General features: G+C 64.8%; 13 protein-coding genes. 8 read left to right on the plus strand and 5 right to left on the minus strand.

Going from position 1 to position 16,056, the window contains the following annotated elements; all coding sequences use genetic code 11:
- Nucleotides 1–107 precede the first annotated feature (107 nt).
- The 6 genes from VFW93_RS07605 to VFW93_RS07630 all read left to right on the plus strand — a co-directional run bounded on the left by VFW93_RS07605 (nt 108) and on the right by VFW93_RS07630 (nt 5,708).
- Nucleotides 108–806, plus strand: coding sequence for a hypothetical protein (locus VFW93_RS07605; protein WP_329693391.1), 699 nt, complete (start codon nt 108–110; stop codon nt 804–806).
- A gap of 32 nt (nt 807–838) precedes the next feature.
- Nucleotides 839–1,471, plus strand: coding sequence for a class I SAM-dependent methyltransferase (locus VFW93_RS07610; protein WP_329693392.1), 633 nt, complete (start codon nt 839–841; stop codon nt 1,469–1,471).
- Nucleotides 1,472–1,488: 17 nt separating this feature from the next.
- Nucleotides 1,489–2,979 (plus strand): bifunctional aminoglycoside phosphotransferase/ATP-binding protein, encoded by a 1,491-nt coding sequence (locus VFW93_RS07615; protein WP_329693393.1) that lies wholly within the window; start codon nt 1,489–1,491, stop codon nt 2,977–2,979.
- A 2-nt stretch (nt 2,980–2,981) separates the two neighbouring features.
- Nucleotides 2,982–3,941, plus strand: coding sequence for a hypothetical protein (locus VFW93_RS07620; RefSeq protein ID WP_329693394.1), 960 nt, complete (start codon nt 2,982–2,984; stop codon nt 3,939–3,941).
- Between the two features lie 149 nt (nt 3,942–4,090).
- Entirely contained in the window at nt 4,091–5,269 is a 1,179-nt protein-coding gene (locus VFW93_RS07625; protein WP_329693395.1) for an acyl-CoA dehydrogenase family protein, read from the plus strand.
- A 220-nt stretch (nt 5,270–5,489) separates the two neighbouring features.
- Nucleotides 5,490–5,708 carry a SlyX family protein gene (locus VFW93_RS07630; RefSeq protein WP_290675160.1) on the plus strand — a complete coding sequence of 73 codons (219 nt, stop codon included), beginning with the start codon at nt 5,490–5,492 and terminating at the stop codon, nt 5,706–5,708.
- Nucleotides 5,709–5,741: 33 nt separating this feature from the next.
- On the opposite strand, the gene VFW93_RS07635 is transcribed toward VFW93_RS07630, so the two are convergent.
- The 5 genes from VFW93_RS07635 to VFW93_RS07655 all read right to left on the minus strand — a co-directional run bounded on the left by VFW93_RS07635 (nt 5,742) and on the right by VFW93_RS07655 (nt 13,457).
- Complete coding sequence (locus VFW93_RS07635; protein ID WP_329693396.1) at nt 5,742–6,524, minus strand: hypothetical protein; 783 nt, start codon at nt 6,522–6,524, stop codon at nt 5,742–5,744.
- Between the two features lie 37 nt (nt 6,525–6,561).
- A complete protein-coding gene (locus VFW93_RS07640; protein ID WP_329693397.1) occupies nt 6,562–9,183 on the minus strand; it encodes a PAS domain S-box protein in 2,622 nt (873 codons plus the stop codon).
- A gap of 170 nt (nt 9,184–9,353) precedes the next feature.
- A complete protein-coding gene (locus VFW93_RS07645) occupies nt 9,354–11,228 on the minus strand; it encodes an ATP-binding protein (protein WP_329693398.1) in 1,875 nt (624 codons plus the stop codon).
- 129 nt (nt 11,229–11,357) lie between these two features.
- Nucleotides 11,358–11,966: a tRNA-uridine aminocarboxypropyltransferase gene (locus VFW93_RS07650; RefSeq protein WP_329693399.1), complete on the minus strand. Its 609-nt coding sequence runs from the start codon at nt 11,964–11,966 to the stop codon at nt 11,358–11,360.
- An 18-nt stretch (nt 11,967–11,984) separates the two neighbouring features.
- Nucleotides 11,985–13,457 carry an aminoacyl-histidine dipeptidase gene (locus VFW93_RS07655; RefSeq protein ID WP_329693400.1) on the minus strand — a complete coding sequence of 491 codons (1,473 nt, stop codon included), beginning with the start codon at nt 13,455–13,457 and terminating at the stop codon, nt 11,985–11,987.
- A gap of 95 nt (nt 13,458–13,552) precedes the next feature.
- Here VFW93_RS07655 and yegQ point away from each other — a divergent pair, with 95 nt between their 5' ends.
- Both yegQ and VFW93_RS07665 read left to right on the plus strand, forming a co-directional pair.
- Nucleotides 13,553–14,920 carry a tRNA 5-hydroxyuridine modification protein YegQ gene (gene yegQ / locus VFW93_RS07660; protein WP_329693401.1) on the plus strand — a complete coding sequence of 456 codons (1,368 nt, stop codon included), beginning with the start codon at nt 13,553–13,555 and terminating at the stop codon, nt 14,918–14,920.
- Between the two features lie 141 nt (nt 14,921–15,061).
- Nucleotides 15,062–15,976, plus strand: a complete 915-nt coding sequence (locus tag VFW93_RS07665; RefSeq protein ID WP_329693402.1) for an HDOD domain-containing protein — start codon at nt 15,062–15,064, stop codon at nt 15,974–15,976.
- The last annotated feature ends 80 nt before the right edge of the window (nt 15,977–16,056 follow it).

The following is a 16,056-nucleotide window of genomic DNA, read 5'->3' on the forward strand; positions in this document are numbered from 1 at the left end:
GATTGGCTCCGTGGGTCATCCCGCCGGTCGGGGGCGAGCACGTGGATGGCCTGGAGAACGCGCAAACTTGGGTGGTGCGCATGAAACGGGACACCACAGAGACAGCCATGAACCACCAACGCAGAGTCATCCTGGCCTGGGGGCTGTTTCAGCTTGCCCTGGGCGGCAGCGGTTGCTCGACCGCACCCAAGATCACGCGGCAAACCTATACCGAGAAGGTGTCGGTCGTCATGATCACGCGGGACAAGCAGCAGTTCGTGATCCTGGGCGAGCGCTATCACTACATCTTTGCCGCACCGGAAGAGCTGGTGGCCTTGCTGAATTCACCGCTCAAGGCGCAGGCCAGTGCCGTGTTCGATCCCTTTTTCGTGAAGCTGGACGGCCAGACCAGAGGCCAATACCACCTGAGGCTGCCTGCCTCGCTCAAGCGCGCCGAGATCGAGGATGCGAAGGCGATGGACTTCACGCAGCAGCCCGATGGCAGCTGGCTGCTCGAGGGCGAGCTGAGAGGCAAGCGCTTCATCCAGGGCAGCAATCTGTTTGCAGGTCGCGTGCACGCCAATCTGGCGAAGAACGAGACCCTGCCCCACACCCACATCGTGACGGTGGAGGCCGAGGAGTCCTTGGGTGAGAAGGCGGCGCAGCAGGCGGCCACGCCACTGGCCGTGACGGCCGATGGCGTGTGGATGCTGTACTTCGTGGTGCTGGTGCCGGTGCTGGTGCCATTGATGTTCCTGGCGCGGGAGAAAAAGCCCGGTGAATTGCCTCCTCCCGCACCAGCTGCCTCGGCTGCTTCGGTGCCTTGAGCGCACACGGCCATCCTGTGTCAACATGAGGCATGGGCCTCACACCTGACGCACTGCAGCGCATCACCTCCGACACCCTCTCGCACTACGAGGCGAGTGCCGAGCAGTTCTGGCTGGGCACGCGTGACCATGATGTCAGCCAGAACATCCACGCTCTCTTGCGCCACATCCAGGGCACCGCGCCGTTCGAAATCCTGGACTTGGGCTGCGGCCCTGGACGTGACCTGAAAACCTTCACGGCCCAGGGCCACCGTGCCACGGGCCTGGAGGGCACCCCCAGCTTTGCCGCCATGGCCCGCCAACACAGTGGCTGCGAGGTGATGGAGCAAAGCTTTCTCGCGCTGGATCTGCCAGCGGCCCGTTTTGATGGCATTTTTGCCAATGCATCGCTGTTTCATGTGCCTAGCCAGGCGCTGCCACGGGTGCTCTCCCAGCTCCACCAGGCCCTGAAACCAGGCGGTGTCCTGTTCAGCTCCAACCCGCGTGGCAGGGGGCAGGAGGGGTGGCACGGCGGGCGCTATGGCGTCTACCACGAGCTGGAAGGCTGGCGTGCCTTCATGACCGGCGCGGGGTTTGTCGAGCTGATGCACTACTACCGGCCAGAGGGCTTGCCGCGTGATCAGCAGCCCTGGCTGGCCAGCGTGTGGCGCAAACCAGCAGCCTGACAGAGGGAGACGTGGCCATGTCGCTCGAACTGGTTCGCACCCTGCAAGCACAATGGCAAGCGCAACTGATCGAGACGCACATCTCCTGGGTGCTGCTGGACGGGCAATGTGCCTGGAAGATCAAGAAGCCCGTGCACTTGTCATTTCTGGATTTCAGCGAGCTGCGCACGCGCCAGCACCTGTGCGAGGTGGAGCTGCAGCTCAACCGCCGGCTCGCACCAGACATCTACCTTGGCGTGCATGCGCTCACCGGCTCGGCTGCCGCGCCGGTTCTGAACGGCCCCGGCCAGCCCTTCGAGTACGTGCTGCAGATGAAGCAGTTTGCCCCCGGTGCGCTGCTCAGCGAGCGCCTGGCCGCCGACACCCTGCAGGCCGTGCACCTCGACAAACTGGCCAGGCGCCTGGCGGCCTTTCACGCGGAGGCCGCCATCGCCGGGCCCGACACCGACTGGGGCAGCTCCCGGCGCATCACCCAGCCGGTGGAGGTGCTCCTGACGGGCCTGGCCGAGCATGGCTGCCAGGCGGCCTGTGCCCGGCTGTGGCCGTGGTTGCAGGATGAGGCGCGCCGTTTGCAGCCCTTGTGGCACCAGCGCAAGGCGCAAGGCCGTGTCATCGAAGGGCATGGCGATCTGCATCTGGCCAATGCCGTGGTGCTGGGCGACGAGGTCACGGCTTTTGACTGCATCGAGTTCGACCCCGCCCTGCGCTGGATAGACGGGCTCAGCGACATCGCCTTCCTGGCCATGGACCTGATGGCGCATGCGCGCACTGACCTGGCCTGGCGCTTCATCAACGCTTACCTGGATGCCCGTGGTGACCATGCCGGCTTGCCTGTCCTGCGCTATTACCTGGTCTACCGGGCGCTGGTGAGGGCACTGGTGGCCCGGCTGCGCCAGGATCAACAGGGGCGAGAACCTGCCGCCGACGGGCCGGATTACCTTGCCCTGGCTTTGCAACTGATCGAGCCCACGCGGCCTGCGTTGTTGATCACACACGGTCTGTCCGGCTCGGGCAAGAGCCATGTGTCTGCGCCGATGTTGATGACCGCGGGTGCGGTGCGCCTGCGCTCCGATGTGATCCGCAGGCAACTGCTCGGCACGGGGCAGTACGACCAGGCCGCCACGCAAGCGACCTACGCGCGATTGCACGAGCTGGCCGCACTGGCGCTGTCGTGTGGCTACCCCGTCATCGTGGATGCGACTTTTCTGGATGCGGCAGAGCGTGCCCGCTTCAGGCAAATGGCACGTGACCACGCCGTGCCATTTGCCATCCTGCATTGCCATGCCCCTTTGGCCGTCTTGCAGGAACGCATCCGGCACCGGCAGGCCAAAGGTGGTGACCCTTCCGAAGCCGATCTGGCGGTGCTGGCCTGGCAGGCCCAGGGCGGGGATGCCTTGCTGCCTGAAGAAGGCCCCGAAGCGCTGGAGGTGGATGCCAGCCAGACCTGGTCGGCCACCGACCTGACGCGTCGCTGGCTGAACATGGCACCTGCGGGAAAGGCAAGCTGATCATGCAGCGCTTCGATGTCTGCAATGGTGATGCCGATGGCTTGTGTGCCACGGTGCAATGGCGCTGGTTCGAGCCGGCTGAGGCCACCCTGATCACCGGGCTCAAGCGCGAGATCACCCTGTTGGGCCGCGTCCAGGCGCGCGCGGGTGACGAGGTGAATGTGTTTGACCTGTCCATGCAGCGCAACCAGGCCGCCCTGAGGGCGCTGCTGGAACGGGGTGTGCGCATTCGCTATGTGGACCACCATGCGTCGGGTGAGATTCCGCTTCATCCGCTGCTTCAGGCCCATGTGGACCTGGGGCGTGACGTGTGCACCAGCTTGCTGGTGGACCGCCTGATCCAGGGTGCCAGCCGAGCCTGGGCGCTGGTGGGCGCCTACGGCGACAACCTCGCTCAGGTGGCCGATGCGCTGGCCATGGCCTCCGGCTTCGATGCCGCAGCACGTGCCGCGCTCAAGCGCATGGGTGAAGCCATCAACTACAACGCCTACGGTGACTCCGAACTGGATGTGCTGCTGGCGCCGCAGCATCTGTACCGGTGCATGCAGGCTTACAGGGACCCCCTGGACATGCTGGCAACCGAGCCCATCATCGATGAGCTGGACGCGCAGCGACAGGCCGACCTGCAGCAGGTGGCGGCGCTTGAGCCACTTTGGGAGAGCCCAGGCGGCCAGGTGCTGTGCCTGCCCGACGCGCCCTGGGCCCGCCGTGTGATCGGCGTGCTCGCCAATGAACTGGCCAATGCCGAGCCCGGTCGGGCCCATGCCGTGCTGCGTCAGCAGGCTGATGGCAGCTACTCGGCCAGCGTGCGGGCACCCTTGAGCAGGCCGTCGGGTGCCGAGGCCGTGTGCCAGGCCTTTGGCGGCAATGGCCGCGCCAGGGCCGGTGGCATCGATACCCTGCCTTCGGATCTGTTGCCACGCTTCATTGACACGTTCGCGGCAGCCCCCTGGGGCGCGTGAATTTCTCACGACAGGGCGGGCGTGCCGCCTGAATGAGTGGGGTGCCCGGCCATGGCAGATGCGCGCGGTTTGTGTTGTGTCAACGTCGCCCGCCGCCTGGCCAGTAAGGTTGGCAAGCCCGTCTGAACAGACTCCGCTTTGCCCTCATCATGACCCTCAGCCCCGCCGCCCTTGACCGTATCGAAGCCGTTCGCCGCATTGCCCGCGAGGTGGCCGGGCCTGCCGCCGTTTCCGTCGACAAAGAGGGCCGCTTTCCCCGTGAAGCCATCGATGCCTTGAAGGCGGAGAAGCTCCTGTCTGCCTATGTGCCCGAGAGCCTGGGCGGCAAGGGCGCTTCGATCGTCGAGCTGGGCCTGATGTGCGAGGCCCTGGGCCAGCGCTGCGCCTCGGCGGCCATGGTGTTTGCCATGCACCAGGTACAGGTGGCCTGCCTGGTTCGCCACGGTCACACGCCCTACTTCCAGGCCTATCTGAATGATCTGGTGCGTGACCAGCGCCTGATCGCCTCCGTGACCTCCGAAGCGGGTGTGGGTGGTTCCGTGCGCACCAGCATCTGCAACATCGAGCAGGAAGGCGACACCTGCCATGTTCGCAAAGACGGCACGGTGGTGTCGTATGGCGAAGATGGCGAAGACTTCCTGATGACGGTTCGCCGCACCAACACCTCGGCAGCGAGCGATCAGGCCCTGGTGCTGGTCAACAAGAGCCAGTGCAGCATGCAGATCACCAGCACCTGGGACGCCATGGGCATGCGCGGCACCTGCAGCCCGGGCTATGTGATCGAGGCCACTTTCAGGCCCGATCAGATCGTGCCGGATCCCTTCGCCGACATCAACGCCCACACCATGGTGCCCTGGGCCCACATCTTGTGGTCCTCCGGCTGGCTGGGCATCGCCACCGATGCCGTCACCCGCGCCCGCGCCTTCGTGCGTGACACGGCCAAGCGCATGGGGGGCGCCACGCCACCCACCGCCGCGCGCCTGAGCGAAGTGGCCTCCAGGCTGACCTTGATGCGCACCCAGGTGCGTGAACGTGCCGCCTACTACGACATGCTCACCCGCCAGCCAGATGGCGGCAAGGACACGCTCTCGTCCGTGGGCTTTGCCGTCGAGCTCAACCACCTCAAGCTCAACGCCTCGGAGCTGGTGGCCGAGATCTGCACCAAGGCCCTGCGCATCACGGGCACCACCGGCTACCGCAATGACTCGCCCTACAGTGTGACCCGCCATCTGCGTGACGCCCATTCGGCTGCGCTCATGATCGGCAACGAACGCATCCATGCGGCCAACGGTGCTCTGCACCTGGTCTTCAAGGACGACGTGCTCTGATTTTTTTGATCGGGCCGTGTCGGATCTGACGCGGCGCTTGCGTATTCCCCTTGTGAGGCCTGCCGTTTTGGCCAGGCGCCTGCAAGGAGTACGTGATGCCGGTGTCCGATCCCGATATGATCCCCTGGGGATTTGTCCTGTTTTGTGCGGTGGTGCTGTTGGTCAGCCACCTGCGGTTGCCAGGCGCCTGAACGGCCCGGTTTTCAGGTCCAATACGGGCATGGAACAAAGCGACCTCATCGACAAGCGCCTGACCGATCTGGAGATCAAGGCCAGCTTCACTGAAGATCTGGTGGAGGACCTCAATCAGCTGATCGTGCGCCAACAGCAGCAGATCGACATGCTGATCCGCGAGGTGTTGCAGTTGCGTCAACAGTCAACCGACACCAGCCAGGGCAGCTTCCGCAGCTTGCGTGACGAGCTGCCGCCGCATTACTGATTACCATGTCGCGGATTGCTGGTCTCAGGGCGATCAGCGTGGGGCCATCTCCAGGATGGCGCGCTCGATCGGCGCGGCCGTCACCGCCGTGGGCTCCTGAAAGGGGTTGCCCTGGATCAGCACGATGGCAGCCGTTGGCGCCGCCGCCAATGCAAACAGCATGATGGCCACGAAGGCCGCACGCGGGTTGTCCACGTGCACGACGGCCACCGACATCAGCGTCAACAGCCCCAGAAAGGCCATGCCCAGCCACTTGAGCGGGTTGACGTGCGTCTGGCTCAGGCCGATGCGCTGGTTGCGTTCATCCCGCAGTTCGCTGGCTTTGGCGAGCATCAGCGATTGCACGTTGCTGCCCGCAGCCTTGGCCATCTCGTCGCTCGACAAAAGGCGCATCAGCGCGTCGGCCCGCTGGCGTACTTCGCGGCTTTGGTGGCGTCGGGCCAACTGAGGCCATTCGTCGGCGCTGGCGCGGGCGTAGGACTGCAGGGCGTCATGTGTCTGGGCCTGCAAGGTGTAGGGCAGCTTGCTGGACAGGGTATGGATGGTCTGCAGGGCATCGGCCTCCTTGTAGACGGCCTGCATGGCCCGATCGTGGGCACTCCAGGTGTCATTGGCCAGAAACGCCAGCGTCAGGCCGAACAGCACACCGATGATGTTGATGAACGGTGGGGCCACGCCGTGCAGCGTGCGAGCCCAGTCTGCCCAGCGCGAATGCTGGATCACCCACTGGATGAGGGCCACGGCGGCGAAGGTGCCCACTATCGCCACCAGAGCGTAGCCGTATTGATCGTAGGTGTGCCAGCTGTTGGGAATCATGGAGCCGTTTGGAGTGATCCTTCTTGCAGTGTAGACCTCAGCCGTCACGCGGCCTGTCGCCGGGGTGCATGCCCGCCCAGTGGGCGATGCGCTCTTGCAGCAAATGCGGCGAGATGGGCTTGCTGATGTGATCCGTCATACCGGCGGCGAGGCATTCGCGTCGGTCTTCCTCGAAGGCGTTGGCCGTCATGGCCAGGATGGGCGTGGCGCCATATCCGGAGAGCTGTCGAATCAACTGCGTGGCCTCCAGCCCGTTCATCAAGGGCATCTGCACATCCATGAGGATGAGGTCGTACTGATGGCGGCTGGCCTTGAGCACGGCTTCTTCGCCATTGAGGGCCACGTCGAATTCGATGCCCGAGCCGGCCAGGCCCTCGATGGTGACCAGCCGGTTGATGGCGTTGTCTTCGGCCAGCAGCACGCGCAGGCCTTTGAGCTGGTCGGCACGCAAGGGCTGTCGGGCCCGCGCACGGGCTTCAGGGTCGCACGGGCTCAGTCGGGCAGGCGAGAAAGGCAGCTCGACCCAGAAGGTGCTGCCCTGGCCGGGCTGGCTGCGCACGCCGATGCACCCACCCATCAGCTCGGCCAGTCGCTTGCTGATGGCCAGGCCCAGCCCGGTGCCGCCGTAGCGGCGGGTCAAGGAGCGGTCCACCTGCTCGAAAGCCTTGAACAGGTCGTCGAGCTTGTCGGGGGCGATGCCGATGCCGGTGTCTTCGATGGCCAGCTTCAGCCATGTCTTGCCACTGGCACGATCGGGCGGGCTGCCGATCAGTTTCACCGAGAGGCTCACCCGCCCCCGCTCGGTGAACTTGACGGCATTGCTGGCGAAGTTCAGCAGGATCTGCTGCAGGCGCATGTCATCGCCATGCAGGCATCTGGGCAGGGAAGGATCCAGGTCCTGCACGAGATCCACCCTGGCTTGCGAGGCCCGCACGCGCACCATGTCGAATACATGGGCCACCACGTCGCGCAGGTCGAAGTCACGCTCGGCCAGGGACAGGCGGCCCGCTTCGATCTTGGAGATGTCCAGGATGTCGTTGATGATCTGCAGCAGGTGGGCGGAGGCCGCGTCGGCCTGTTCCAGCCTTTGGGCCTGAACCGGTTCGGTGACGTCTCGCTTGAGCAGCGCGAGCAAGCCGATGATGGCGTTCATCGGCGTGCGTATCTCGTGGCTCATGTTGGCCAGGAAGGTGCTCTTGGCCTGGTTGGCCTTGACGGCGTCATTGCGGGCGTGTTCCAGCTCCTGCGTGCGCTGGCAGACCAGCTGTTCGAGCTCCTGTCGATACTGCTGCAGTTCGCGCTGGGTCTGCAGCTTGTCGGTGACATCCAGCAGCGAGGCGATGACCAGCTGGGTCTGGCCGTCCGCCCGGTAGCTGGCCACCGAGACGGTCAGGTCGATGACGCGGCCGTCCTTGCGCACGGCGCGCTGGTCCATCTGGTAGTGATCGACCTCGCCGGCGAGGAGCCGCTGGTAGCTGACCAGGGCTGCGGCCCGGTCTTCCGGGTGGACGAGCTGTTCCCACTTCATGTGCTGAAGCTCGTCTTCGGTGTAGCCCAGCATGTCGCAGTAGCGGCGGTTGTAGCGCACCCAGCGCTTGTCCGGCGTGGTGATGTTGATGCCGATGTTGCCCAGATCGAACTGGGAGCGGAACATGAACTCGCTTTCTTTGAGCGCGTTCAGGGCCTGGTCGCGGCTGCGACGAGCCCGGGTGGCATTGAGACCATAGCTCAGCGTCTCGACCAGCCGGGTCAGGAGCTCGATTTCGTCCGGCTGAAAGGCGTCGGGTTCCGCGGCGTAGAGCGACAGCACGCCGATCTTGTCGTCGTCCAGCTTGAAGGGCAGCCCGGCGGATGACTGAAACCCGTGCCGCAACGCCGCCTCACGCCAGGGAGCCATGGCCGGGTTGGTCAGGAAGTTCTGGTTGCACACCGGCCGCATGCTGCGCACGGCCGTGCCGCAAGGGCCATGGCCGCGCTCGTCGTCAGCCCAGGAGAAGCTCAGACCTTCCAGGTAATCGGATGCGCCGCCAGCGCAGGCAATCGGGTGGATGGTGTGGGCGTCATCGTGCATCGCCTCCCCCACCCAGGCCATCAGGTAGCCGCCATCCTTGACGGCCAGTTCGCACACCTGACGCACCAGATCATCCTCGGTGGCGGCGTGAATCAGCATGCTGCTGGCTTCGGCCAGCAGGCGCGAGGCCCGGTTGATCTTCTTGAGTTCCAGCTGGGTCTGCCGCATGGCCGTGACATCACGGGATACCCCGGCGACGGCATAGATGCGGCCGTGTGCGTCGAACAGCGGTGTCTTGATCGACTGCACCAGCACCTGTCGCCCGTCGCTGGCATAGGTGATCAGCGATTCAGACGTGTGCGAGCGCCCGGATGCCATGGCCGCCAGGTCACTCTTGCGGAAGTATTCAGCCTGTTCGAGCCCGACAAAATCGTGGTCACGCTTGCCGATGATGTCCGCTTCCCGGGCGCCGAAGAATTTTTCGAACTCGGGGTTGCAGGCGAGATAGACACCTTCGAGGTCCTTCACCCAGACAAGGTCGGGGATGGCGCTCATCAGCGCCGACAGGTCTACGCGTTCATGTCGCATCTCGCTCAAGGCGTCCACCCTGGTGTCATGCTGATGCGTGTGACGCTGAGAAAGACGCATGCTGCCTCCCTGGCCTGACGGCCGTCAACGCACGGGTATGCAGCAGCCAGAAAGGGGGTCAGGCTCCGCACCGGGATACACAGGATAACGAAAGGGTCATTGGAGCGGAATAGCGCCCTGCACCAATTCAGCCCCTGCTGGGGGGAATACGCAACATCGGATCTGGCCCGTCAGGGGGCCTGGGGCAGGTCAAACCAGAACTCGCTGCCCTGATCTGGCGCGCTGCGAACATGCAGATCGCTGCCCATCAGTGCCAGCAATTGCTTGCAGATGACCAGTCCGATTCCGGTGCCCGGCTTGTCGCTGTGGTGGCGACCCAGCCGGTTGAAGGGTTCGAACAGGTGTTCGCACTGTTGCGCTGACATGCCCAGCCCCGTGTCCCGGACGGCAAAGCGCAGGCAATCGCCCTGGCGTTGAAGGCTCAGCGTGACATGGCCGCCGGGGCGGTTGTACTTGATGGCATTGCTCAGCAGGTTGAGCAGCACTTGTTTGAGCCGGGTGAGGTCTGCCCTGACCTGGCCGTTCTGGCTTTCGTTGATGATGGCCAGTTGCAGCCTGGCCTGGGCCGCATCGGCCTGCATCATCTGATGGCATGCTTCGATCAGGCTGCCAGCGTCCACCTGTTCGAATTCGATGCGCAACTGCCCGGATTCAATGCGGGAGAAATCCAGGATGTCACTGATCATGCTCAGCAGGTGCTGCCCCGAGCTGTCGATCAGCCCGATCAGGTTGCGCTGGCGTTCGGTGAGGGGCTCGGCGTGGTCCAGTTGCAAGACCTGGGTGAAGCCCAGCACGGCATTGAGCGGCGTGCGCAGCTCGTGGCTCATGCGTGAGAGAAAAGCCGTCTTGGCGCGGTTGGCGGCTTCGGCGGCCAGTTTGGCTTCGCGTTCCTTCTCACGCTCGCGCAATTTGGCGCTCATGTCGGCAAAGCCGTGTTCCAGCATGATGAACTCATGAGGGGTGTGTTGCATGTCGACCGGGCCGGGCTCCTGGCCGTGTGCGATGGCCTGCATGCGTTTGAGCAGTTCATGGGCAGGCTGCATCACGCGGGTCACGGCCAGGCGCCAGGCCACCCACAGCGCGGACAGGTAGAGCAGCACGCTGGCCACCAGCAGGGTGAACAGCGAGCGCTTGAGTTCGGCGGTCAGCTGTGCCTGTGGGATGCCGACCGCCACGCACCAGTCTGATAGCCGTGAGCGGCTGAATGCCGTGACCACGGGAATGCCCTCCAGCGTGACCGTTTCCAGCACACCTTCGCTGGATTGCCTCGACATGCGGACCAGGTCCGGCACGGCGGGCTTGCCGACAAAGCGGGCCATGTCGTGGGTGCGCGCCACCACATTGCCTTTGCTGTCCAGTACGGCGCTGATCCAGTTTCGAGGCAGGTTCTGCGACAGCAGGACCTTGGCAATGCGCTCGGGAAAGATGCCCGCATTGAGGCTGTACACGATGCGCTTGTCGCGCATGACCGGTACACCCAGCGCAAGGATGGGCTTGCCGGTCACGGGCCCGACGAACACGTCCGTGAGCATCGGTTCGCCGGTATCGAAAATGCGTTGCAGCTGCGGCGGCCCACCCACGATTGGCAAGGGGCTGCCCCAGGGCTTGAGCGTGTTGAGCAACTGACGCCCGGATGCATCGATCAGTACGTAGTTGGACACGGCCTGATAGGGCAGCGCGTTTTGGGCCTGTGTATAGAAGCTCGTCAGGTCATCGTTGCTCAGCGCGCTGGAGGAGGCCAGCACGCGCAACGCGGCGGAGATGCCGGCGAGATCGCGGTCCAGGCTGGCCGTGCCCGCTCGGGCGATGGCGATGGCGTTCTGGATGGCATGAGCCTTGTGCTGCCGGTAATCGGACACGATGAACCACGCGCTGAGCAAGATCCCTGGGAGCATGCTCGCGGCCACCAGCCAGATCAGGCTGGTGCGAATGCGCAGGCGTACGCCTTGTCCAGCCTGGTTCTCACGCGCGACGTCAGCTTGCTGGGGTATCTGGCCGGCAAGCCAGGTGAGCTCTTCAGGCATGGCGAAGGCAGCAGAACGCAAGGTCTCGGGCACCTTGCCTCGATACACCTGAGGCAAGGTGGGCGGTTACGGCAACCAATACGACTTACAGCCAGATCAGTAGACCAGAGCCAGCTCGACCTAGCCTGAAAAACCTCTGATTTTTCGTGGTTATGCGCGCGGCGTGTGGCGCAGTTGATCGCTCACAAATGATGAGAAGGCCGTGAGCAAGGGCGTATAGCGTTCTGGCGATTGCTCCAGCTCGGCCAGTGCCATGCACGTGGCTTCCAGCGTGGACAGCTGATCCGGGCGATGCGCCTTGCGGATCAGATAGCGGGATGGTGCATCCGGGCTCAGGGCCAGCCGTGGCAAGGCCTGCAAGGCGGGATGGATGTGCAGCATCTTCAGGCTCTTGCGCCAGGTGCCGTCCAGCACGACCAGTTTGATCTGCGAGGGATGCAAGGTGCTCATGTCGGCGCCGGGCGCAGGCAACTCCGGGTGGGCCGGGTAGAGCAAGACCGTTTGTGATGCCCCGCCGCCGTCGGCCGCCAGCCAGGTCTGCAGTTCGTCAGGATCGAAGGTCTCGCCCACCCGCAGTTCGGTATGTTGCAGACTGAGCTGCAAGAGCCTGGCGCTGCCTTTGGCCTGCTTCACTTCCAGCGGATGCTGCAGGATCAGGACGCGTGCTTCATTGGCCGTGGGGGTGATCCAGGCACAGATGCAGGCACTTTGCGGCCGATCACATCGCGGACACAGGAGGCGGCGCGGCGCGTTCGACACCGGGGCATCACCAGGCACTCAGGCTCCGATGGCCGACACGATGGCCTGTAGCAGCTGCCAGGTACGGGCCACCGAGGCCACTTCCACCTGCTCGCCGGGGGCATGCGCGCCCCGGATGGTGGGGCCGAAGGAGACGATGTCCATGCCCGGGTACTTGGCCGCGATGATGCCGCACTCCAGGCCGGCGTGGATCACCTGCACGCTGGAGGCGCTCTGGAAGGCCCGCTGGTAGACCTGCTGGCACAGCGACAGCAAGGGTGAATCGGGGTTGGGCGTCCAGCCCGGGTAGGCGCCGGACTGCTCGGCCCTGGTGCCCGACAGCGCCCACAGGCTCACGATCTCGTCGGCCAGGGCCTGGCTGCCGCTGTCGCGCAGGGAGCGCACCATGAAGTTGCAACTGCCGCCTTGTGGCTCCAGGTCGACCATGCCCAGGTTGTTGGAGGTCTCGACCACGCCGGCCACGCGTTGGCTCATGCGGCGCACGCCGTGCGGAGCGGCATGCAGGCTGCGCAGCCAGATGGTTTGTTCTGCTTCGCTCAACACATGGCTGGCCGATGCGGGCTCGGCCTGCAGCTTGATGCCTTGCTCCACGCCTTCCAGCTCCTGCGCGAGCAATGCTTGCCAGCTGCCCAAGGCTTTCGACAGTGCATCCGACTGACCGTCAGGCAGCGCGATCACGGCAAAGGCCTCGCGAGGCAGGGCATTGCGCGCGGTGCCGCCTTGCAGGGCCACCAGGTGCAGTGGCAGGCGGGCATTCAGATCGGCCAGCACCCGTACCAGCAGCTTGATGGCGTTGCCGCGTTCTTCGTGGATGTTCACGCCAGAGTGCCCGCCGCGCAGGCCCGTCAGGCTGATGCGCCAGGCCTCATGGCCAGCGGGCAGGGGTTGCGCCATGCCGGGGCGCTGCACGTTCACGTCCATGCCACCTGCGCAGCCCAGGTAGAACTCGCCCCACTCTTCGGTGTCGAGGTTGAGCATCAGCCTGCCTTGCAGCAAGCCGGGCTGCAGGCCCTGTGCGCCGCCCATGCCGGCTTCTTCGTCCACAGTGAACAGCGCTTCCAGCGGCCCGTGTGCGGTCGTCTTGTCTGCCAGCAAGGCCAGGATCATGGCCACGCCCATGCCGTTGTCGGCGCCCAGGGTGGTGCCTTCGGCTTTCACCCAGCCGTCTGCCAGCACGGGGCGGATCGGGTCGCGGCTGAAATCGTGGGTGCTGTCGCTGTTTTTCTGGCAGACCATGTCCAGGTGCCCTTGCAGCACCAGGCCTGGCGTGGTTTCGCGGCCCGCCGTGGCCGGTTTGCGGATGATCAGGTTGCCGGCCGTGTCCACCTGGGTGGCCAGCCCCAGGCCTTCGGCCCACTGGCGCAGATGCTCGCGCAGGGCGTCCTCCTGCTTGGACTGGCGCGGGATGCGGCACAGCGTGGCGAAGTGAGCCCAGACGGCGCTGGGTTCCAGCTGATCCAGGGCGGCGGTGGCGGAAGCGGTCTGTGTCATTTCAGCTGATGGGATCAAACAGGTGGGGCTGGTGTGAAAAGGGACAAGCAACCCGGGGATGCTAAGTCAAGGCGAAACGGAGACAATACCGCCCCATGACACGCCCTGCTCCCGAACTGCTCCTGCCTGCCGGCTCGCTCGACAAGATGCGCGCCGCCTACGATTTTGGCGCCGATGCCGTCTACGCCGGCCAGCCGCGCTACTCCCTGCGCGCCCGCAACAACGAATTCAAGCTGGAGCAGCTGCAGCAAGGCATCACCGAGGCCAAGCAGCGCGGCAAGAAGTTCTACGTCACCAGCAACCTGCTGGCGCACAACGACAAGGTCCGCACCTATCTGCGCGACATCGAACCCGTCATCGCGATGAAGCCCGACGGCATCATCATGGCCGACCCTGGCCTGATCATGATGGTGCGCGAGAAGTGGCCCGAAGTGGCCGTGCACCTGTCCGTACAGGCCAACACGACCAATTTCGCCACCGTCAAGTTCTGGGAAAAGATCGGTGTCAAGCGCATCATCCTGTCGCGCGAGCTGAGCCTCGACGAGATCGAGAAGATCCGCCAGGAATGCCCGGACATGGAGCTGGAAGTCTTCGTGCATGGTGCGTTGTGCATCGCCTATTCGGGCCGCTGCCTGCTGTCGGGCTACTTCAACCGCCGCGACCCCAATCAGGGCACCTGCACCAACGCCTGCCGCTGGGATTACAAGACCCACACGGGTACCGAGCTGTCGGACACGGGCGAGGTCATCCCCATCAAGCTGGAGGGTGACTTCAACTTCGGCAAGGAACAGGAAGAAGCCAACAAGGCCTTCTCGGCCTGCGGTGATGGCCAGCGCCATCCGGCGGCCGATCAGGTCTACCTGCTGGAAGAGTCCGAGCGCCCTGGCGAGCTGATGCCCGTGATGGAAGACGAGCACGGCACCTACATCATGAACTCCAAGGACCTGCGCGCCGTGGAGCACGTGGCCCGCCTGGCTCAGATCGGGGTGGATTCGCTGAAGGTGGAAGGCCGAACCAAGTCGCTTTACTACGTGGCGCGCGTGGCCCAGGTCTACCGCCAGGCCATCAACGATGCCGTGGCCGGCAAGCCCTTCAACCCGGACTTGCTGCTGCAACTGGAAGGCATGGCCAACCGGGGCTACACCAGTGGCTTCCTGGAGCGCCGCCCCGCGCAGGACTACCAGAACTACATCACCGGGCACTCCGAATTCCAGCGCAGCAAGTTCGTGGCCGAAGTGCGCGGCATCGAAGATGGCTGGGCGGAAGTCGAGGTCAAGAACAAGTTTGCCGTGGGCGACACCATCGAGGTCATCCACCCGGCCGGCAACCAGATCGTGAAACTGGAAGCCATGCGCAACATGGACGGTGAACCCATCGATGTGGCACCGGGCAGCCCCCTGCATGTGCGCATTCCTCTGGGCGAGCAATACCGGGGTGCCCTGATCGCCCGCATGTTGGGTTGAGGTGGCGGGTGTCGCCTACGGCACCCGTTCAATGAGCAGATGAAAGTGTGCTGAAGCGCACGGTCGGGTCACCGGTCGACGTTCAGTTCGAACCCCGGCAGACGATGATGACGGTTCACGTTCGTGTTCCTCATCTTTCGCATGACTGATACCGCCATCGCCACACCGCCCAAGGCTGATCCGACCAAACTGAGCGATTTTGCGCAGTCCGTCATCGACGTGCTGGACCAGCTTCGCAAGAGCGGTCCGATGCAAAGCATCGTCTTCCCGCCCTACCCGGAGTTGCTGGCCCGCTTGCAGACGGCGCTGGCGGCTGCCGAACCTGATCTCAACGAGGTGTCCCGGATCGCCACGAGCGACGTGGGCATGTCCATGGCCTTGCTCAAGGCCGCCAACAGCCCCCTGTATGCCGCCGGCCAGCCGGTGCAGACCATCGGCCAGGCCCTGAACCGCCTGGGCCTGGACCAGACCGCTGCCGTCATGACCGGCTTTCTGGCGCAGCGGGCCATCAAGGTCAACAGCCCGCACCTGGCACGCTTCTGGGAGCGCGCCGGCAAGCGCGCCACCGCCCTGGCCTATCTGGCGCAGAAGCTGCCGGGCATGTCGCCCGATGTCGCCTACACCTTCGGCCTCTTCTGCCACGTGGGCATGGCCGTGATGGTGCAAAGCTGCAAGGGCTACACCGGCACCCTGGTCGAGGCCATGGCCCGCAAGGACCGCTCCTTCGTGGCCACCGAAAACGCCAACCACAAGACCGACCACGCCGTGGTGGGTGCCCTGGTGGCGCGCGCCTGGCGCATGCACCCCCTGGTGATCGCCTCGATCCGCCTGCACCACGACCTGGGCAGCCTGGGCGAAAGCCGCATCGACAGCGACATCCACAACCTGCTGGCGGCCGGCCTCATCGCCGACTACCTGATGCGCGAGCACGAAGGCCTGGAGCCCGATGCGGATTGGAAGACCTATTCCGAGGCCGCCTTGGCGTGGTTGCAGATCACGGGCGACGAGCTGGCGGGATGGCAAGTCGAGCTGGGGGATTTGCTCGACGAGGGCTGAAGCGCCCCCCTAAGCTGAAGGGCTGGCGGCCTGCGGGTCGGCTTGCGCTGCGCCTACACTCGCAGCTCAGCTTGACCTTG

The organism is Aquabacterium sp. (genome assembly GCF_036279675.1).
Taxonomy (GTDB): Bacteria; Pseudomonadota; Gammaproteobacteria; order Burkholderiales; family Burkholderiaceae_C; genus Aquabacterium.